The sequence below is a fragment of the Pseudomonas sp. ANT_J12 genome, from assembly GCF_008370045.1.
GTDB lineage: Bacteria > Pseudomonadota > Gammaproteobacteria > Pseudomonadales > Pseudomonadaceae > Aquipseudomonas.
The window spans coordinates 1-18,163 of the sequence record NZ_VOBN01000029.1 but is presented as its reverse complement, the minus strand read 5'-3'; the positions used below and the strand labels follow the sequence as shown (position 1 = coordinate 18,163).

Genomic DNA, 18,163 nt, shown 5'->3' with positions numbered 1-18,163 from the left:
TGTATGAAAAAAATTACCTACTGACTAGATAATCGCTGAAAACATCCGGTTATTTCTTCAGCTATTTTCATTTGTTCTCCACCGTATTCATGGCAATTGGCGTCGGAGGCACGTTAGCGTCCTTGCATTTAAATTATCTCGATCACTCAGATTTTGGCAGAAACCCTTTAGCGTAGTCGAACAGCCATAGCGCACCTGGAATTAGCGGCACACAAAACTTTGTGTAGGTATGTTGCATGAGATCTGCCAGCCACCATCTTTTCAAACGTTCTGACCGCGCCATCTTCCAAGCAGACAATTGCACTTGAAGAAATATAGCTAAAGCAACGAACCCAAGAGAAATTATGACAGCAGGTGACGAGAATGATTGTCCCCACAGGTTGTAAACCAGCAAAGCGGATACAATTCCTATCAACAGCAGGGGGAGCCATACAAAAAACATCAGAAAGGAATTTTTCTCATCTTTAGCGTCCTTTACTTCTAGCAATGCTTCAGCCGCGCGCGCCCGAACTAATGTCGCATCAACCTCCACTGACTTTTCTGTTAGCGTCGCTTTCAGGCCCAGCATTTGTTCAGCCAACTGAAAGGATTGATTATTAGAAATCTCAAGGCTATTAACAAGCGCTTCTGAGTTCATTCTTATTTTAGCTGCTTCATTTATAACTTCTAATTCGATCTTCTCGGTTATTTCTATGCGCTTATCGCTACTTATAATACTTACCCTTAAGGCCTGATCAGCCAAAATCGAGGTTAAAGCCTCATGCCCAAGCCCATCTATATTATCGTAAGTCGTGAGTGCATTAACGATGCTAATAGTCACAGCTTCATCTTCCTTATCGAAGCCGTGGACAAACAGTGGCATTTTTAAACTATCAAGAACACTATTATCCAAAAATTCGCTACGAGGAACCCAAAACTGCAAAAGCTGAATAAGATTTGTGGGGTATAGCACAACTGGCAGAGAGTTTCTGACTGACTTTCTCTTTTTCAGATCAAAGCTAAGCAATCTTGAATCCAAAGTTACACCCCAGAAACTTTCCTCCAATAAGCTTTCGGCGCCTGAAGAACGATGATCCTTAATAGCATACCAAAGAACCAAATCATGATTTAACATCTCATAAGATTTGCCACCTTCTCTCTCCCCTTCTGTCTCTAGAAGATCGTTTAGGTCGTCTATAAAACGCTGATCTCTGTAGTAAAAATCTAACGGCCATTCCAGTATATCAATCCCTTTATCTTTGAGTACAAAACGCAATCCTTCAATATAAGCATTGAAATAAACTGTAGGCGACAGTCCTCCGGCTTGATTGCTTTTCTCAAAAAACTTCCTTGCAATACCTGAAATATTTGTATCCAGAGCCGCTCTCGATAGACCTTGAGAATAAACTCGACTCTCCAACCGATTCATCTGAATCGATAATGCGGCTTTAATTTCTTCCAGTGTAGTAGGCAGTACATAAAGCCTTATATCTACACTTTTAACTTTTCTGATCAATTCCACGAGCGACGCCGCAGCATCGTTCGCAGAGTCGTCAAGCCCCAAAATGGCAAACACGAAGTTGGTGTCCAGCACCAGCTTTATATCTTTACTTTTCCTCTTAGCCTCTAATACGGCCAGCGTCTCCGGCTTCAACTGAGTGGCTTCTGCAAAAAAATGCGCCGACAATAGACGCAATATGATTGACTTAACAAATCCTTCCTTAGAGCTAAAGAATTTTGCAATAGCTATTCTTAGACCATCTCTAAGTTCACGAGGCTGACCGAGAATAAAGTTAGTTAGCCAATCACCCTCTCTCTCAAACTCTCCATTCACAAGAAGATTATATGTATTAGCGCCAACCTTATGAATTGCCTCTTTTAACTCCGCATAGAAACCTAGCCAAACATTCTCGTCAATAGGTTGACCACAATGGAGACCTGCCGCTGTAATAAACAGCTCTTGCGCTTGCCTATGTTCTCCTTCTGCATGCTTACTGAGTTCTGAAAGCGCGCGACGTCGTTCATCACAAAGAATATACGTTAATTTACGCTTGTCATAAATGACATCTCTACTCGCACTTAATGCACTCAGCAACTTTGTAGTATTTATGGCTGGCGCATCAACGCCTAACTCCTGACAAATCAAGGCGTGCAGGTCGGACGAAGTAATCGGGAGATCATATTTCCAGAGAAATACTTCGATGATTTGCGTCATCGACTTGCTCCACCATCCCGTTTCATTTAATGACACATGGTGAACTAACGAAATTATATCTTCGCTTAATGGGTTTGTGATCATTTGAACATGATCTCTTCTTGTTGACCTACTATATGTCGTGGCAACGTTTTGCTTGGGCATTGGATTCTGATTTTTATTGAGGCAGATTCAATATATGAAATAAACAGTTTTTGAATATGCAAGATTCTGAAAGAAACAAATTTGGCGCGCACAAGAACACCCCCAACCACATCAGCAAGTTTTTTACCTGTGATCAGGTCATCAAAATATCTATGCCTGACAAAGGAGTGCGTACTTAAATGGTGAGAGTTAAAGTTGGTTACTAAATATAAATTTGAAAAACCACTAAGGAAGCTTTGACTTATAGCTGTCATATATTTACTCCCTTAGATGCTGAGCTCACTTTTCCATCAATAAACGATGGAAATGTACCGCGTTATCTTGATCTCCGCAATAGCAATCTGCCTTCACGGCTTTTAGCTCACTCCGAGACTCTATCATTACAGGCTGAGGCAACTCCTAGATACCATCCAAGATAGCCAAAAAACATGGTTCAGCAGCAACTATTACTGAGCCATAATTTCAATAATTTTGTTTTTTCACTCACTTGACCGGATACGCCACTTCGTCGCTGACGAATCGCACCTCACTTGCAATAAACCGTCCAAAGCTGATCAACGCGCGTTGTGAAGCTCTGACTCATCATCTCCCGGCGCATCCCCCAGTCCGGATCGGTCGGCACACTAGCCAAGCGCATCGTCCCCCTGCCCCACTTCCCATTTATAGCATCCAGCACACCCATGACTTTCTCGGTGGATCCTGGTTGAGAGATAGAAAAAAGGTCGTCAATGTATTCGCCCTTCTGACAGAGGCTGACCAAGAGAACCTCAGCTTTGCTGTACTTGAATCCTGGCCGGTAGACCCGATCCACAGCGTCCACCGCAGTTTTGTCATCAACCGAACATCCTCGGTGGGATAAGCCCCTTACACTGCGGCTTCTTCAAACCACAAAGGAACAAGCTTTTTGTCCCGCCATTCCTCGGTGAGAATAACCCCAGGAATTTCGCCCCACACCCCAGAGTCCGCATGGTCAAGTACGATGATTTGCAGACGCCCTTCAGATGAATTTACCGCAGCTGCGAGGGCAACAAAGACTTTCCTGACCGCATCGCGATCTTCGTCATCGAGCTCATGCTCCTCTTCATTTTTCGCCGCACGTTTCACCGGGAAATACACCTGGCTCGGCTGATCGAAGATCAGGAAATGGGGTACTGGATGCTCCACATTCTTCTTGCTCATGAAGAGCTTCTGCAACGCCAATAGCATGGCGACGTGGTAAGCGAGCCAGTTGGCACCACTGCCCACCTCCCAGAGGAAATCATCTCGGCCATCATGACGAACCTTGATGGCAAGGTCGGTGATCGACAGACCAATACGGGCGTCTTTCCATTCGGCATCAAGATCGGGGGTGATCTTGGCGCAGTAGTCACTGAGTGAGTTCAAGATCTTGCGGGTTTTCTCTCGTACCTGATCTATCGAAACCATCGGCGCAAGGGCAGCAATTTTGTCCTCAACTTCTTTAAGCTTTCCAGTCAAGCCGTCGTCTACCTGCGCAGCTTGGTAGTTCTTAACGGCCTCCTGAAGCCGACCGAGGTATCGGTCAACGTCAGACTGCCGGAGGGCCTGGCCTTTAGCTTGAGTATCTAGAGCCTCGATTGCTTTGATTTCCGACCTGATTGCATCGAGTTCTTCAGCATCGGTACGCACTGCATTACGTAACCTAACCAGCTCACTCTCCACAGATGCCGAGACAACTGGGGTTTGCTGGGCAAGAGTCTCGATACCATGAAGCGCCTCGCATAGCGCACTCAGCTCAGCTGACGCCGTGAGTGAATGAGACCCGAGCAGATTAGCCTTCGAAGAGATGTCATCACTCACAAGCCCCTTCAACCAGGTCGATAACGACAGCCTCTCTGTCAGGGTGTCCAGCGAACCTAAATATGCATCGGCCTCACGCTGTACTCGAGACAGCTCATTGAGCTTCTGCCGCCCGGCGAACAGATTGGTCGCGATAACCTGCTCGCGCTTCTTCAATTCGCCGATGGTGTTGATTGAGGTCTGGATTGCCTCGAATTTAGGCACAGAATCTCGCGAGCTTTTCTCCAGGATTTGATGGAGCTGTGTCAACGCCACGCCCCAGTCATCAGACAGCGATGCATCCACGGGTACCAACCCGTACTCGCGCGCCTGGTAAAACCAGCTACGTGCCTCGGAGCGCAGTCGAGCAGAGGCATCGAAAAGTGTCTTTATCTCTGACTGCAGCTGCTTCTGCTGACGCTCGAGTTCTTTCATTTCCCAAGTAGCGATCAGGGTTTGGGAGGTCACCGCGCCGAGGATGAAGGGAAAAATGTCCTTGAGCTTTTCTCTATGTCCCGCTGTATCAGCTTTGTAGAACAGGACGTCCGGGTTGGCCACGATGTTCTGAGGCTGGAACGTGAAAGCCATGAGATCCCGAAAGCTTGGGCGTGTCTTGAATCCATAGCGCACGCCTTCTTCAAAGCCGATGTTGGGCAGACCCGAAAGCCTATTCAAAATGTCCTTTACACCCGCACGATTTGAATTTTTTTGCTCGATTCTGGCAGGAATCTCGATTTGTTCCCCTTCCAGCACAAACATGTCATCGGTAGATTTTTGGTTCCCAGGCTCCGCGCGAGCAAAAAGCTTCAAGCCTTCATCGGTATCCACCAAAAGCCCGAACCACGCACAAGTATTGCGAATCGTACCTACTGGGATAGCGCACTTTTCTGAAGCCAGGCAGTAGTCAATGATTGGAATTACCGCCGACTTACCTGCTTTGGAAGAACCACTGATGACGTTGACTGCCCCCGGAGTGAATTCAACATCCCGGTATTTTCGGCCGTTCTTGGGCCACAAAATCAATCTGAGCATTTGTAATTTCATTAGAAACCAATCCGTAGTGCAGTCTGGACTTCCTGAATGGTGAGCGAACTGCACCAAGCACCTAGTTTGTCAGCCTGCTTGGCGAGCGACCTGATTCCTTCCCGGGTTCCTCGGGGAAAGGGTTTTGAGCTGAAATCGACCAGCGCATTTGAATGATCAAGAGCGAGGAGACCACCCTCGATCGCGATGGACAGGCTGGATAGTGATGTGCTTCGCAACATGAGCATCCGCCGTTGGATAGCCAGCAAAGTTTCCTGACGTTGGGAGAACTTGGCTACAAACAATCGCATCCCGGAAGTGAGAAAGGTCTTGTCCAACACCGAGCGCAGGGATTCATTGAAAATCACGGGCAACACGAGAAACAAAAGAGGCATTAAGGGCAGTTTTCCGCCACTAGCACGCTTATATCCCTCGACAAACTTCCACATCAAAATCGCACCCAACGCGGGATTCTGCACCAAGTAGACTTCATCAATGGTTTGAGATGTTTGCCTTTCGGGGTTGGAAGGATTAGGTGCGTCCATGCTTACTTACCTTTAATCTATTAGCGTTTTTTGACAAATTTTATCGAAGAACCGAAATTGATTATTCAACCAGCCGGGGCATTCCCCATACACCAGCACTTAATCATCAAGAAGCTCCCGATAACGAGGATGCCAACCAACGTCTTTTGAGTTAGAACAATCTTGATAAGTACCCCTAATAAAAAACTCTGGTGAATCCACATCGTTAAGCTTGGCGTCTACCGCCATACATTTGAGGTGCAAAAGCTGCCCTCTATCAAGCTCAGGACTAGATAAAAACTGCATGCGAATTTCTTTATTCAGTAGCGACCACTTAGTCAAAAGGCGTTTCTTAAAATCTTCAAACTCATTACCGTAAACCAACCCTTGCTCTGCCCAGCGTATTTTATTGGTTTTGGCCTGGAGATAGTCAGACATAGCCTCGGAAAATTTCTCCTCCTCTACTTCGATCAACTCTAGCTGCTTCATCATCGTTAGGACTTCGGATCGACTATCTTCCATCTCATCATTTGAAGGAGCTGGCAAGGTGTATTTAAGGAGATAATTGAACGAAAATCTATTATTAAAGTTTGACATCCAGTCACTGAATTGGGATCGAGGTATGGCTGGATATTGCTTAGACTTGATGAGTTCATCGGAGGTGTTTTTCACCCATCCGATAGCAGCATGACATGCGTCATCCAGAAGTACATCCGGGACGGATATCGATAAGCAATCTTTGATACCATCGATCAATTTATCATTGCCAGTTTCAAGCTCAAAGGCGATGACGAGCTTAACGAGCTTGTCGGGGTCATATGCGAGGAATTTTTCAATATATTCCTTACAACCCTCAGGTTTCTCTTTGAGGTACGCCTTACGTATTTCCTCTACCGCTTCTCTAACCTTCGCCTCGGTGTGAGCGTAACTTAGATCATGTGCGTACTCGCCCTCCTTCTTTTGGAGAACATATAGACGAAACCGAGTTTTTGTCAGATCGATTGCCCCGGATTCGATAGCATCGATCCAGTTTGAAAAGGTTTTCCACAAGTCTTTGGCAAAATTCGCAATGGGATTGCTGACAAGTCCGCTTTTGGACTGTTCCACCACTGCAAAGCCATCCGGGTGTGCTACGTCTACGTCGTCTAGCACTTCAAGGGCGACGACGGAGCCTCTGGGCGCCTGGCAAAGGTGCAGACACATTCTAGTGGACTGTAAGGAGTAGCCCAGGTATGAACCCGGTGCACTGGATTTTACTGGTTTGTTCTGCATCCCTGCCTCTACTCCTCGCGATCCATATGCCACATGTCCGTGTTCGATGACTTATCAAGCTCAATACTCCTTTGTACAGAAGCGGCTTGGCAAGTTTGGATATCACTGACGATCAGTTGCAAATTGCCATCATCGTAGCGCAATAGATGTGTCTAGGGAATAACGATGCTACTGAAGGCTTCGGGTCTGCGGCAATTTGGTCGGTACTCCCGGTACTGCCAAGGGGGAGCCGAAAATGGTAGCGCTCATGATCGATGTCTAAAACCATAAAACTGTATATTTATACAGTAGCCACTAACAACGTCTTACGGTCGACCTCCGACGATGGATTTTCGATAGGGGGGATGGAGAGCAGATCTGATTTGGGCAGAGTTTTTTGCCGAAACTGGAAGCTTGGGTACAGGCTAAATCAAATATGAATCTCAATACGTGCAGGACACTTTTCATAAAAAGCCGAAGAATTGACCAGCACTCCTCGCTTGGGCTTATAAATTTTTTAACTATTCTTTCTGCTCGAAGTTGACTTTCTGTCAACTCGCCTCCCACGCAACCCCCAAGTTATACGGAGTTATGTAAATTTAGCTGACCATACGTACAGTACGGCGCATATACAAAAATATCCATGAATGCGCTTCAGTAAATTTTCTTCAATTCTGCGCCTTGATTTTCTCATTTCATCTGTTAACAATTGGCAAATTGACGTGCTGATCCAATCAAATTATTTGAGAGCAAAGAAGCGCATGAAATACGAAATTTGGTTTGTGATTATTGATACCACAGTTAATGCTGAGTCCTTGAACGACCGGCAAAACCTGGGTGTGCTGCAGATGGAAACTGTTAACACTTCAGATAATCCGCTCTATAAGCACTGTAGAAACATTCGCGAGCTCGAAGTGGCCTTTGAGCGATATCGCAACTTCCCAACCAGTGATGACGTCGTGCAATCTCCGCACGCTAAGTTTAAAGTCCTTCGAATCGATCCTGTCCCGGTTTATTCGTAAATCTTCCAGATCAAGTCCTCGTCACGACTTACATCTCAACGTCAACAAGTCACGGTATCAATTCTCCCATCAGACGCACCGCCATCTACTGAAGTACAGGCGGTGTGAAGATGTAGCGGCCCGGCGCAGCTCGTAGGAATGTCTTGAGAGTAGCCCTCCCAACGTCTTTCTTGAACGATGCAACTACGTAACGCGAGCGCATGGTCGTAAGCACCCAGAAACGGCCTTCTTTTTGAGCGAATCGGATATGCGATGTACTCATCAGATGGCCATCTTCGAAGCGTCCAAACTGATCCACTCTCTCATGACCGAACACAATGCCGATGGCCGAATATGAGGAAATGAACACGTCACGGAGGTACGCCGTGATAGGAACGCGGCCACCTGGGAGATAAATCGATCCTCGTAACGCTGCTTAATGCTGACGTGATACCAGTGCGAAGCTAGTCTCCGAGACACAGCGTGCCAGTGAGCGAGTCCTTCTCCGAACATACCAGGAAGTCCCGCTATTTCATCAGTGTGAGTTCTGAACATATCGTGTCTCGGATTCAAACCATCGTCGAAGCAATGCCTAGGCATGGAGGCAGTACAAAGGTTATTCAGGAAGAGTTTACCGCTCCATACTTACTTATGGAGCTTGCTAAAGCGACTTGAGAGTTCCGCTGCACCGACGGTTTTCCAAGACTCTGGATTGGATGTCTTTTTCAACATATTCCAGCCAGCCCACAGAAAAAACAGCGCAGCCAGGGCTGCCTCTACCAGGGCGACGACACTTGTGTACTCCATTATCATCGGATGCTGCCCCCCAATAAAATTCATCATGGGTACAATAGAAACCATCCAGCCGACAGGAAAAACAATGCAAAAGGCGAGGACTGCGTAAAAAACCATCAAAAGCGGGACAGTCAGTCTAATGTGGCTCGCGAACGTCTTTGCGCCGTTTTCTTTCTGCATGCCATAAACAATGCCGGAATTCTTTTCCTTGTTTGCAGAGTTTTTGAATAAACCGTAAAGAGTTACGACCTCCTTGGCATTCATCTCCTCATACATTTTCTTGGACAGCGTTAGATTCGGAAGAACCTGGCCATCAATGCTGATGACTGCCTTGTAGCTATCTCCATGATCCGAGTTTACCTTTACGTAGTCGACTTTGCCGCTTACTTTTACACAATCAAATTTGATCACAAAAACTCCTTTATTTCATTAGAAGCATCTGAAACATGACCTAAGGCGAAGATCATAAAATCCAGACGAAGAGGTGCCATGAAGCTTGCATGATTACAAGCCTCGCCAATATCAAATCTTGTAGTTACGGAAATCAAAGATTCGTGGTGCTATCTTATCCACGTTACTTCATGGAATCACACAAACCACTTCTGCCTCACCCCTATTACACGGCGCAACAACGCATCTTGAGCTCCTTGTCGAAAATATCTAGCACCACCCTTTTTACTCGCAAATCAAACGTCGTTGCCTTGGAAGCCATTGGCATAGCGATGCTTTCCGATAAAAAAGAGAAAATTGTTTTTAAGCTTGCCGTCGTTTCATGGCCATCCCCCATGAGCACGTAAATTGTATTTTTTGTCTAAAACATCAGTCCGTCCTGGAAAGAGATGCACATGCTCGACCGCACCCAGTCGCCGGGCTGAAATCTTCCCCTACTGTCCTTCACTACTTTGTGGGCAAAACGAAAAGCAGGAGGTGGCCGGCAGGATTGACTTTCGCAAGCTCGTCTTGGGTCAGTGCTGCTCTAAAGACTATCCAATTCTCTACCAGGCAATACGCTTTGTTCGGGAAGCGCTCAACTACTAGGCGGACAACGGCTTCGCGGAAAGACAATTTTCCAGGGACGGATGTGGGAGCTTCACTCCAGATCCCGCCATCAACAGTCCCCTCATTCATCCGCTACCTCATCCTGCGAATATTCGTTGTATCGACAGAGCACAACCTATAGCGATAAGTCGCTACGCGGAGTGGGCACAGCGAACTAATCACTCACTTAAATCAATATATAGATTTGAGTGAGTCTACGCAAACGCGGCATACCGTCTCCTTTTGTGGGGATACTCGAAATGTCGCTGCGTAGGCCTTATGCGGCAGTTCTCCAGCTGCTGCGCAACCGGCAAGGCCTCTCCCAGCAAGAAATTGCTGGCAAGGTCGCACAATCTCATGTGAGTCAGCTCGAAACGCTCAAGACCACGGCTACTGTAGACGTTACGAATGAGCTGGCCTCGGCCCTGAATGTCAAAGCCATAACGTTCTTCACGTTGGTAATCGCGGCAAATGAACAGCGGGCGCCCAGGGATGTACTGCTATCAGCTCTTGCTGAGCTTGAGGCATTGAAGCTCGCTGATGAGATCCTGCCAGAGCAGCCTCGACAGCTCGAACCACCTCGGGTGGCTGCTGCAAGAGAGAAGTGGCTAGCGATCCAAGCGCTGAAAAGCAAGGGATACAGTCAAAGCCAAGTCGTACTTGAGCTCGGCTACTCAAAAGCCACGGTATGGCGTCTGTGGAGCAATGAGCCTGGTGTGTAACGCAGGCTGACGGGATGGGGAGTAATACGGGCAGAATGACAGTAAGGAATCCCGCTAGCGGCGATTCAAGCACGCTAACCTGCAACCTAGCGATGATCAGAGTAGCCGAGAACAGGCGGCTGGGATGATGTCCAAAAACCATCCGAAAGCTTGATGCGTTTGTTAAGGCTCAATGGAAGCATCGACATATCCTTTCGTGAGCATCTGATTGCTGCATTGGAGGGGCACGAACCTGGTGTCACATTTGACACCTGTGCTCATGACTTCACCGGGGACGATCTGCTCAGACAGTCAACGTCGACGAATGCAGAAAAACTTTCAATATCGAAGACAACTAGGTTCAAAAGGAACACCTCTGATCCACCTCGCTATTTCATTTGCGATGCCGACGGGGAGTATCACTTTCGGTCAGCACCACTAAGCCCCGCCTGACCTCGGCTAGCCTGGTCGCGCAGTCAGGCTCCCACTTTGCCGAGCCTCCCCAGTTCCTGAAGTCCTGGCGTTCCTGACGCCAATAGGTCAACAAATCGCTGCCTGTCAGGCGCTGCTGGGAACCACTCTGCGATCTCGACATTGCAGTGCTGCGAATCGCTCAAGGCCCACCTAACAACCATATCTGCGGCGGCTCTGAAGTGATCAGCCATATAAATCGTCAGGCCTTCCACTGGCCAGCCTCTCTTAACCAGGGATGGGGTGGCATCAAAGATCCCAGCATCACCAAAAAAAACCATGGTGTCCGGATAATGGATACCTGCAACCGACAGCTTCAGCACCCCGGAGTCGCGATCAAAGTAGGCAATCGAATGCCACCCGCCTGTAGTACCGCCTGGTGAAGCAAAGTTGATCGCTGCTTTGCCTGTAATGTAGTGCTCACAGGTAATACGCGAAAGGTCGTGGTCGAACTGTGGCTTATCTATCAAGGCAACGTATCACCGCACACCAGGGCCTCGCGACGTCGTTTGACTCCACGCCTACCCCCTCGCCAAGATGGCCATTGGCATAGCGCTAGCACGGGATCTGGAGGTAAGGATGCAAGACGTCGAGAGCTTTCTCCGGATAGCCATCGAGCGCGCTGGATATGCAGCCGTTGTTGAGCTTCTCGGCGACTCCGTGCAGGAGATGGAGCTCGACGAGAATCACAAGGGTCTCTGGCTGAGTTTCAAGAAAGAACGCATTGTCGTTAGGCACGATTCCTCCGGCTTTGTCTGTTTCAAAGTCGATGTTGCCAAAGAGCGGCTTGCATTGCTTCATGAAGCCCAGAAAGCAACGCATTTCGTCGACTTTGAGGCTCCTGGAATCGCCCCTGATAGCTACGCTTTAGAAGTCGCTGTCGTCTTCCCTGGCGGTGAGTATCAAACTCTCATCAAACCTGCGAGCTACTGGGATCACTGGAGCTACGATGCTCAAGACATGCATTACCTGAGCCGTGAGCAGTTGATCAATCAGGGCCAACCATCCTTAGCAGTCGCGCAAGAGATGAATCGCCTGTTTGACGACAAAACGCTGTGCTCGGACAATCCGGTTGACTGCTTCTGGTTGGATGTCTTGTTTGAGGCAGCCGGTATTGAGCCGACCTTTGCCGTTCAGCCAATTGAGTCTTTTGTTGGCCGGGATGCAGCTGGTGAGATTTACGATAGGTTGCCAGTCAGAAAAGGCCACCGTGCGCTACAGGATGCCCAAGCACTTTCAAAGGCCGCTGCCGATCACTTCAAATAATCTTAATGGTTCTGCTGGGCACCTTTGCATTCAAACGAGCCAGTTTTCACGAATTACTGAATTTATTTTATGGGTATACGAGTTACATACCCAGTTGGATTTTCTGGGCTAGCAGGGCAGTTTTGAGATGTCCTACCGATCATCTTCAGACATACACAAAAAAATTGTTGAGGACATGTAAGATCATTGCAACAATACAGATATGCCAGTCGTTGAAAGGAATGCAGCATGAAAATATTGTCTGTCCCAGAGTTTCAAACCTTGATCGCAAACAAGGGGTGGTGCCACGAAAACAGTACAGAAATACTCGCTGAGACAGATGACATGGTTTATGGCTGGGGCCGCGTATCGTCTAAGTTCGCTGGCCTAGAGATTACATATGACGAGACCTACTCATACCTGCTGGGTGACAAATCCAGCTTTAACTCAGGCACTGAAGGTTTGGACAATCCAATTGTGCTGACTAATTTCAACGTGATTGATGAACATGGTGACACCATTGATCAATGGAATCTCCACACAATACTTCATTATAACTTCTACGATGTTGACTACCGCGAAATACGAGCCTCTATCGAGGTTGATCAATAGAAAACAGCCAGGCACTGCGGGGCTTTTCTTTGCCTGAAGGTTTGACAGCAAAGAACCCCTGCCATTGAGCAAGATGCTTGAAATTATTTTAAGAGTATGCGACTGGTATACGCACCTGTGATTCCAGAACAGCAGATCTGCCATTCATACGAAGAGAAAAACATGAGTAAACAAACTGGCGCACAATTCCGCGAAATCTACAAGCCGAACTACTATTACAATGACAAGCTTTACAGAGCCACCAGTAATGGCCATGTCGTAAATATTCAGACCTGTAAGATATCCACTAACTATCGGACTGTTCGCCAGGTATCTCAAGCCGAATAGAATGAATTCTTTAGTCGTCGAAAATCAGATGAGCCATCATTCCGAGACTGATCAGGAATTATTGCTAAGTTTGCGGCCAGCAAATATTGAGACTAAATTATGAAGCCCTTGCTCAGGCCAATCCTTAGTGGCATATCCAAACTCCCGAGACATGCTAAACTTGAAGAAGAGAAGTTCATCTAAGCCATCAAAAAATCAAGACCTATAAGGTCACTGATCGCAGTGGCGTAAGCATTGACCTAGAAGAACTCAGAAAAAAGTCATGGCCAACAGAGAAAGACAAAAGGACTTGGTGCACAGGGACTGAGCATCTGTTGATTTGACAACAAAGGCTCTGAAGTAGAACTTCTGAGCCCTACCCCATAATTACTTATTGCTGCTTGAAGTGAATTACGTTGACAGACAACGACTCAGTGTACTGAAAGATCATCCGAACAGATCCATACACCTCGGGATCTAAACTGTAAGCATCCCAACCGCCCTTCTTGCCAAGCACTGGAAGCGTTACAGGGCCTCTTGAGTCTACCGGAGTGCCGAATCTTTCTCTCACCCAGCTCTGGTTGATATGCTTGATCAGAGGCTCAGGCAAAGGGCCTTTATACTCCTTGGTGCCCTCAACAGTTTTGAGAAGTGTCACATAGACATGTTGAAGTATCTTCCCTTCAGAAAAGCCTAGGCTCAAACCGTCTTCAATGGACATGTATGGTTCATCATCGCCCTTAAATTGAAATTGAAGACTCTTATTCGGAATAACACTTTCTACCACTAAAATCGAATGGCTCTTGCCTATACCCTTTGCACAGTCTTCTATTTTAGTAGTCATTCGTACCACCCCTGCTCTTTGTGCAGATTATGCAATTCTTCGCGAGACATTTCAATATCACTTTCTGCGTAATTCTCTTCGAGCAATCCACGCTTAATAGCGTCAAAGTTACTATCAACTGCTGCCTTTAGATTTGATGCGTCGAGCCTTTGCTTGACCTTTACATTTCGTCCTGCATAGGTTTCGCTATATTTTCTGTGAACCGATTGCGGAATCGCGATACTTGGCGCCTGAGACAGCAGATATCTAATCCTCTGGCGTCACGTTGTCGAAGTTATCAACGATATATGTTCTTAGGGCTGCTTGAGAGGTGATGTGATCAATATCAAGCGTATCCTTCACACTTCGGCAGATCCTTGTACACCCCAACTTCTAATGGCTTTACTGCCGGCTTCGCAAAAACAATGTAAAGCGGTGGAATACCTGACTTTGGCGGGAATACCAGGATGCAGTCCTGCCAGGTTATGTCATTTTCGGCGGGATAAATCTCGATCTGGGTATCAGTGTCCTCGGCTATTGGGTGTACCAATACTTTTGAAAGCTCGTCTGAAACACCAGGATACGGCGATGGGGCAGTGATTACAGGGCCATCATTTGGAGTCCAGATGATAGTTACGCCGCCCACATGCGCTTCGATGTGCTGCTTTTCCCCGCTCCACTGAGCATTCACAACAGGAACACTTGCCATCCCAGATGACTGGGCCGTATGTATTCCGTAGACCTGAGTCTCTCCTTTTCCGTCCCTTCGGAATTGGAAGCGAACCCTCGTCGCCGCCTCACTCATACCTATCAGTTGCTCTTCGGTATAGAGACTGCCGTCAGCTATGTCTCTAGGCAAGAACGCGAGAAGTAATCCGGTAGCGATCGAACCAGCTGTCACAGCACTGCGAAGGGCCCAACTGCCAAGTCCTTTAGTGCCAAGCTGACCAGCGATTCGACCAAGGTACGTTATGCCACCGGAACCAGCCTCAACACTTGCGGGGGCCCCAATAGCCCCAAGAACCGCGACCTTACCGAAATTTTCTGCTGGTTCTTTACCCTTCCCTGCTTCTATCGAACCAGCAGGGACTGTGCAGGACTTCGCGAAAGCGCATAGTTTCGGGGGCTTGTAACCGCTTAGATTGTTGGTTGGGATGCCCGCCGTGAATTCGCTTTTATACGATCCATCGCTGATGGCTTGAGCCCAGATGTGGGTCGCGGCCTGGGCTTTGGCAGCAAAATCAGGAGCAATTGCAACGCTTATATCTTCTGCGGCCATGGTGCTGGTCTGGGTGGAGATCAGCCGGTTGCTACCGAAGGGGCACCGCACTGGACAGCATGGCCATGTGTAGCAATAGCTACGAACTCGTCGATGACTGTGGGGTTACCCTCCGCGATAAATCCCATCGAACTGCATTTGGGACACCACACTGGGTCACTGATGGGTGCTGCCTTTTGATACTCGACAGTCGTATTTGTTGAGCCTTTGACTACCTTGCCGCCAGTAGTCGTAGGGTCTCCTTCCCTGATAACAAAAGCCATGGCATTCCTTTGATGGTCGAGCAAAACTCCGATGTTACCAAGCGCGCCAAGCTGAAGATGTAGGAAAAGTCCTAAAGTGAAACTTGTTCAGATTGTTTTCCATCACCATCGAGATCAACAGCCGTTCATCTTAGCCATGGCTGGGACAACCCTATCCATAAATTGGCGCTCTTCGCTGTAGAAAAAAGCCGACGCGTAATGGATGGCAGGATGCCTCGACTGTTCCTGCCAGGATAGATACCAGGCATCAGGTTTATCCACGTAGATCCTTGGACGGCCTGGGAATTGATCGGCAATAATGTCCACCACCAGACCATCGACCTCCAGCCACGCATGGGAGGCACCGTCCAGCATCGAAGATACGTAGTAAAACTCACCAATCCCCAGGGAGTTTAGGTGGTCGCCCATCAGCTCTGAAATGATTCCGCAGCACCCGCTTGGGAAGCCCTCAATGTGCATCGGAGCCCCATGAACGCTGATCACGTGCTCAACAGCTGCTCGGAATCTTTGCACAATTGAAATCACGGAACATCTCAACATGAACTGGATACCCGGATGGGAAAACGTCTCTCCTTTTGGCTTCAAATAGCCAGGAAACTCGCGATCTACCTTCTCGTGGAGATCGTTGTACATCTCGTCTATCAGTGGTGCGAAACGCTCCATACCAGACCGGTAGAACTCGCGAGAATCCCCGCCCGGTGACTTACTTTCAAGCGCTGCCTTGGGCATCCAGGAGTCATCCGAGGGGTTTTTCCTGTAACCAGCTGCGAGCCTGCAAAGCTTCTGGTAAACGATCAATCTATTGAGGTCACCATAATCTGGCGTGGGGCTACCAAGTGAGTGTGCGACTGAGAGGCCTATCACCAACTCCTTCAGCGTCAGGCCAGCACGCTGACCACTATGAATCAGTTCCGAGCAGCGCTCCGCCGAATCAATCAGGATGGGCCGACCTACGAGCGCATCCAGGGCAGAGAACTGCTCGACTTCGCGATTCACATCCATGAAACCTCCAAAACAAAAGAGCCCCGCAGGGCCCTTTGTACTCAAACTGGCATCACTTTGCCAGCCTGGCTCTCGCCCAATTACCGCTGCCCTTCAGGCGGTCTGACCGAATCCTGCCCAATACATCGAGACATCCAGTAAGCCGTGGCCAATGGTTTTTGTCTCAGGATCGTAGTACGCCTGGTAGAAGTTGAAGCTTTTCCGCTCAGCGTTTCGGCAATGATCCTTGATGATGTCTATGGCTCTCAACTTATCCTTCAAAGGCGTTTTGATTCCAAAAATAAGCCCATCCAAGTTTTTGAACTTGTACTTTAGTAGCCTATCTTTCGGAGCGGAGAGATCGATATGGGATTTGAGAATGATCCGATATTCTTGCTCTGCACGCCATTGGGCAAGCTTCGTTGTGAGTGCTAGGTCGAATCTTTTCCAGTGCCTATCTCTGTATTTATGTCCGTCTGAGAGGAACCACTGTCCAGCGCTACTGTACTCACCCTCTACACCTTGATACCAAAACTCGGTTTTCTCTTGACTTATATTGCCCAAGGACGTGAAGAAATTGATCTCAACATGTTCTCGATTGTAGTGAACCTTCTGAAAAGTCATCCCCTGATACGTTTGAGAGATTCCTTTGTTACCTAAGCCCGCCGACCCGTAGAGCTCTAGATTGATATTGTCTGCAGCTCCAGAAACTTTGTATTTTAGGCAAATTCCAGTGTGATTTTCGCCGTAGGTTCCCCAAATAGAAGAGTTACTTGCATCTTCCATAAAGCAGGCAACATACCAATCAGGGTACATCAGGCGTTCGATGCTCTCGCAATAACGCGGAGGAAATGTAGTGATCAACTGGTTGTATTCTACGTACTTAGGGTCACCAATGAGGGACGAATTGATCCGATATGCAGCGGCAGAAACGGCAATACTGGCATGAGCTTCCGTCTTCTGGCTTTTAGTGAGCCTCTTCCCAATACCCTTGATTATGCCTGTACTGATTCTTTGCCATTCTCCAGGATCAAACGGCCTCTCGGGATATGACATCGAAGACAGATTATGCTGATGATTTACTTCGAATACGATGCTGAGAATGTACCAGTGGAGCCATTGAAGGTAGCTAAGTAGCTCGGGTTTGAAGCATTTACGGCGCCTTTTTGCTAGGGCACTAACAAACCCGTCAATCATTCCGTCCGAACAAAGGAGCTTGTCCATGGCGTCGAAGGCGACTCTGTGTTCACCCTCCAATGTCTCTGGGCTGACATGGACAACTAGGTCAGGAGGAACATCCTCACCATAGACCTCGCCATCGACTTGCCAGCTCCTTATGGCCAAGGTCAGCAGGTAGTGCCTGAACAGGTTCAGCCAAACAATCTTGTCACCCGACCAGTAGATCTCGCGATACCCTTCGAGCGGATCATTGAGTTGGCTAGGTGGCGAAAAATAGATGTGAAGCTTTTCCAACTCGCCAGGTTTTGCCGGGCAATCTCCCTTGGCCTCCTCCCCCAGAAGCCTATCGATAGACCGGAATCTGTATACGTACTTTTCCATGTGCGCTCTCATAAAAAAGGGCCCCGCAGGGTAATGCCGATCAGTTAAGCCCTTTTACTTGACCTTTGGCCGCAAGAAATCAAAATCCGATGCCTGTATTGGCATCGGATTTTTTTATGCGTCTCGCTCGGGCACTGGAACTGACCCACAACATC

17 protein-coding genes and 2 pseudogenes are annotated in these 18,163 nt (G+C 47.9%); 5 read left to right on the top strand and 14 right to left on the bottom strand.

All coding sequences use genetic code 11. The annotated features are described in order from the left end of the window. Positions 1 to 142: 142 nt before the first annotated feature. From FQ192_RS31060 to FQ192_RS31035, 6 genes and pseudogenes are all read right to left on the bottom strand, one after another. Entirely contained in the window at positions 143 to 2,194 is a 2,052-nt protein-coding gene (locus tag FQ192_RS31060) for a hypothetical protein (protein ID WP_109522498.1), read from the bottom strand. An 80-nt stretch (positions 2,195 to 2,274) separates the two neighbouring features. After that, positions 2,275 to 2,592 carry a hypothetical protein gene (locus tag FQ192_RS31055; RefSeq protein ID WP_146199023.1) on the bottom strand — a complete coding sequence of 106 codons (318 nt, stop codon included), beginning with the start codon at positions 2,590 to 2,592 and terminating at the stop codon, positions 2,275 to 2,277. 272 nt (positions 2,593 to 2,864) lie between these two features. Further along, positions 2,865 to 3,196, bottom strand: a pseudogene (locus tag FQ192_RS31050) (DUF4113 domain-containing protein); the annotation flags it as partial. A 6-nt stretch (positions 3,197 to 3,202) separates the two neighbouring features. Continuing rightward, positions 3,203 to 5,179, bottom strand: coding sequence for a DUF3732 domain-containing protein (locus FQ192_RS31045; protein WP_109522497.1), 1,977 nt, complete (start codon positions 5,177 to 5,179; stop codon positions 3,203 to 3,205). Then, positions 5,179 to 5,703: a three component ABC system middle component gene (locus tag FQ192_RS31040; RefSeq protein WP_109522496.1), complete on the bottom strand. Its 525-nt coding sequence runs from the start codon at positions 5,701 to 5,703 to the stop codon at positions 5,179 to 5,181. Before FQ192_RS31040 ends, FQ192_RS31045 begins: the two co-directional genes overlap by 1 nt. 99 nt (positions 5,704 to 5,802) lie before the next feature. After that, positions 5,803 to 6,954 carry an ABC-three component system protein gene (locus FQ192_RS31035; protein WP_109522495.1) on the bottom strand — a complete coding sequence of 384 codons (1,152 nt, stop codon included), beginning with the start codon at positions 6,952 to 6,954 and terminating at the stop codon, positions 5,803 to 5,805. A gap of 626 nt (positions 6,955 to 7,580) precedes the next feature. On the opposite strand from FQ192_RS31035, the gene FQ192_RS31030 reads away from it, so the two are divergent. After that, positions 7,581 to 7,955: a hypothetical protein gene (locus tag FQ192_RS31030; protein ID WP_146199022.1), complete on the top strand. Its 375-nt coding sequence runs from the start codon at positions 7,581 to 7,583 to the stop codon at positions 7,953 to 7,955. A gap of 624 nt (positions 7,956 to 8,579) precedes the next feature. On the opposite strand, the gene FQ192_RS31020 is transcribed toward FQ192_RS31030, so the two are convergent. Then, on the bottom strand, positions 8,580 to 9,140 hold the full coding sequence (locus FQ192_RS31020) for a hypothetical protein (RefSeq protein ID WP_256672416.1): 561 nt from the start codon (positions 9,138 to 9,140) through the stop codon (positions 8,580 to 8,582). An 89-nt stretch (positions 9,141 to 9,229) separates the two neighbouring features. Between FQ192_RS31020 and FQ192_RS34130 the strand changes: the two genes are divergently transcribed. Then, positions 9,230 to 9,526 carry a hypothetical protein gene (locus tag FQ192_RS34130; protein ID WP_178129296.1) on the top strand — a complete coding sequence of 99 codons (297 nt, stop codon included), beginning with the start codon at positions 9,230 to 9,232 and terminating at the stop codon, positions 9,524 to 9,526. A gap of 14 nt (positions 9,527 to 9,540) precedes the next feature. On the opposite strand, the pseudogene FQ192_RS35245 reads toward FQ192_RS34130, so the two are convergent. Beyond that, positions 9,541 to 9,857, bottom strand: a pseudogene (locus FQ192_RS35245) (hypothetical protein). Between the two features lie 170 nt (positions 9,858 to 10,027). Here FQ192_RS35245 and FQ192_RS31010 point away from each other — a divergent pair. Continuing rightward, on the top strand, positions 10,028 to 10,489 hold the full coding sequence (locus FQ192_RS31010) for a helix-turn-helix domain-containing protein (protein ID WP_109522492.1): 462 nt from the start codon (positions 10,028 to 10,030) through the stop codon (positions 10,487 to 10,489). A 455-nt stretch (positions 10,490 to 10,944) separates the two neighbouring features. On the opposite strand, the gene FQ192_RS31005 is transcribed toward FQ192_RS31010, so the two are convergent. After that, positions 10,945 to 11,406, bottom strand: a complete 462-nt coding sequence (locus FQ192_RS31005) for a hypothetical protein (RefSeq protein WP_109522533.1) — start codon at positions 11,404 to 11,406, stop codon at positions 10,945 to 10,947. Between the two features lie 112 nt (positions 11,407 to 11,518). Here FQ192_RS31005 and FQ192_RS31000 point away from each other — a divergent pair, with 112 nt between their 5' ends. Both FQ192_RS31000 and FQ192_RS30995 read left to right on the top strand, forming a co-directional pair. Continuing rightward, the gene (locus FQ192_RS31000) at positions 11,519 to 12,205 is read left to right on the top strand and encodes a hypothetical protein (protein WP_109522531.1); all 687 of its coding nucleotides are present in this window, start codon (positions 11,519 to 11,521) and stop codon (positions 12,203 to 12,205) included. Between the two features lie 228 nt (positions 12,206 to 12,433). Continuing rightward, complete coding sequence (locus tag FQ192_RS30995) at positions 12,434 to 12,796, top strand: hypothetical protein (RefSeq protein WP_109522530.1); 363 nt, start codon at positions 12,434 to 12,436, stop codon at positions 12,794 to 12,796. Between the two features lie 697 nt (positions 12,797 to 13,493). Here the strand turns inward: FQ192_RS30995 and FQ192_RS30990 are convergent. The 5 genes from FQ192_RS30990 to FQ192_RS30975 all read right to left on the bottom strand — a co-directional run bounded on the left by FQ192_RS30990 (position 13,494) and on the right by FQ192_RS30975 (position 18,008). Continuing rightward, entirely contained in the window at positions 13,494 to 13,946 is a 453-nt protein-coding gene (locus tag FQ192_RS30990) for a DUF6392 family protein (RefSeq protein WP_109522529.1), read from the bottom strand. Positions 13,947 to 14,271: 325 nt separating this feature from the next. Beyond that, positions 14,272 to 15,204: an S-type pyocin domain-containing protein gene (locus FQ192_RS35240; protein ID WP_372242376.1), complete on the bottom strand. Its 933-nt coding sequence runs from the start codon at positions 15,202 to 15,204 to the stop codon at positions 14,272 to 14,274. Between the two features lie 20 nt (positions 15,205 to 15,224). Then, positions 15,225 to 15,467, bottom strand: coding sequence for a PAAR domain-containing protein (locus FQ192_RS35235; RefSeq protein WP_256672415.1), 243 nt, complete (start codon positions 15,465 to 15,467; stop codon positions 15,225 to 15,227). A gap of 114 nt (positions 15,468 to 15,581) precedes the next feature. After that, complete coding sequence (locus tag FQ192_RS34715) at positions 15,582 to 16,469, bottom strand: hypothetical protein (protein ID WP_256672414.1); 888 nt, start codon at positions 16,467 to 16,469, stop codon at positions 15,582 to 15,584. Between the two features lie 93 nt (positions 16,470 to 16,562). Beyond that, positions 16,563 to 18,008: a DUF2971 domain-containing protein gene (locus FQ192_RS30975; protein WP_178129294.1), complete on the bottom strand. Its 1,446-nt coding sequence runs from the start codon at positions 18,006 to 18,008 to the stop codon at positions 16,563 to 16,565. Positions 18,009 to 18,163: the final 155 nt, after the last annotated feature.

Coding starts and splice junctions, on each gene's coding strand:
- FQ192_RS31060 (WP_109522498.1), bottom strand. CDS start 2,194: ATGACGCAAATCATCGAAGTATTTCTCTGGAAATATGATCTCCCGATT.
- FQ192_RS31055 (WP_146199023.1), bottom strand. CDS start 2,592: ATGACAGCTATAAGTCAAAGCTTCCTTAGTGGTTTTTCAAATTTATAT.
- FQ192_RS31045 (WP_109522497.1), bottom strand. CDS start 5,179: ATGAAATTACAAATGCTCAGATTGATTTTGTGGCCCAAGAACGGCCGA.
- FQ192_RS31040 (WP_109522496.1), bottom strand. CDS start 5,703: ATGGACGCACCTAATCCTTCCAACCCCGAAAGGCAAACATCTCAAACC.
- FQ192_RS31035 (WP_109522495.1), bottom strand. CDS start 6,954: ATGCAGAACAAACCAGTAAAATCCAGTGCACCGGGTTCATACCTGGGC.
- FQ192_RS31030 (WP_146199022.1), top strand. CDS start 7,581: ATGCGCTTCAGTAAATTTTCTTCAATTCTGCGCCTTGATTTTCTCATT.
- FQ192_RS34130 (WP_178129296.1), top strand. CDS start 9,230: ATGATTACAAGCCTCGCCAATATCAAATCTTGTAGTTACGGAAATCAA.
- FQ192_RS31010 (WP_109522492.1), top strand. CDS start 10,028: ATGTCGCTGCGTAGGCCTTATGCGGCAGTTCTCCAGCTGCTGCGCAAC.
- FQ192_RS31000 (WP_109522531.1), top strand. CDS start 11,519: ATGCAAGACGTCGAGAGCTTTCTCCGGATAGCCATCGAGCGCGCTGGA.
- FQ192_RS30995 (WP_109522530.1), top strand. CDS start 12,434: ATGAAAATATTGTCTGTCCCAGAGTTTCAAACCTTGATCGCAAACAAG.
- FQ192_RS30990 (WP_109522529.1), bottom strand. CDS start 13,946: ATGACTACTAAAATAGAAGACTGTGCAAAGGGTATAGGCAAGAGCCAT.
- FQ192_RS35240 (WP_372242376.1), bottom strand. CDS start 15,204: ATGGCCGCAGAAGATATAAGCGTTGCAATTGCTCCTGATTTTGCTGCC.
- FQ192_RS35235 (WP_256672415.1), bottom strand. CDS start 15,467: ATGGCTTTTGTTATCAGGGAAGGAGACCCTACGACTACTGGCGGCAAG.
- FQ192_RS34715 (WP_256672414.1), bottom strand. CDS start 16,469: ATGGATGTGAATCGCGAAGTCGAGCAGTTCTCTGCCCTGGATGCGCTC.
- FQ192_RS30975 (WP_178129294.1), bottom strand. CDS start 18,008: ATGGAAAAGTACGTATACAGATTCCGGTCTATCGATAGGCTTCTGGGG.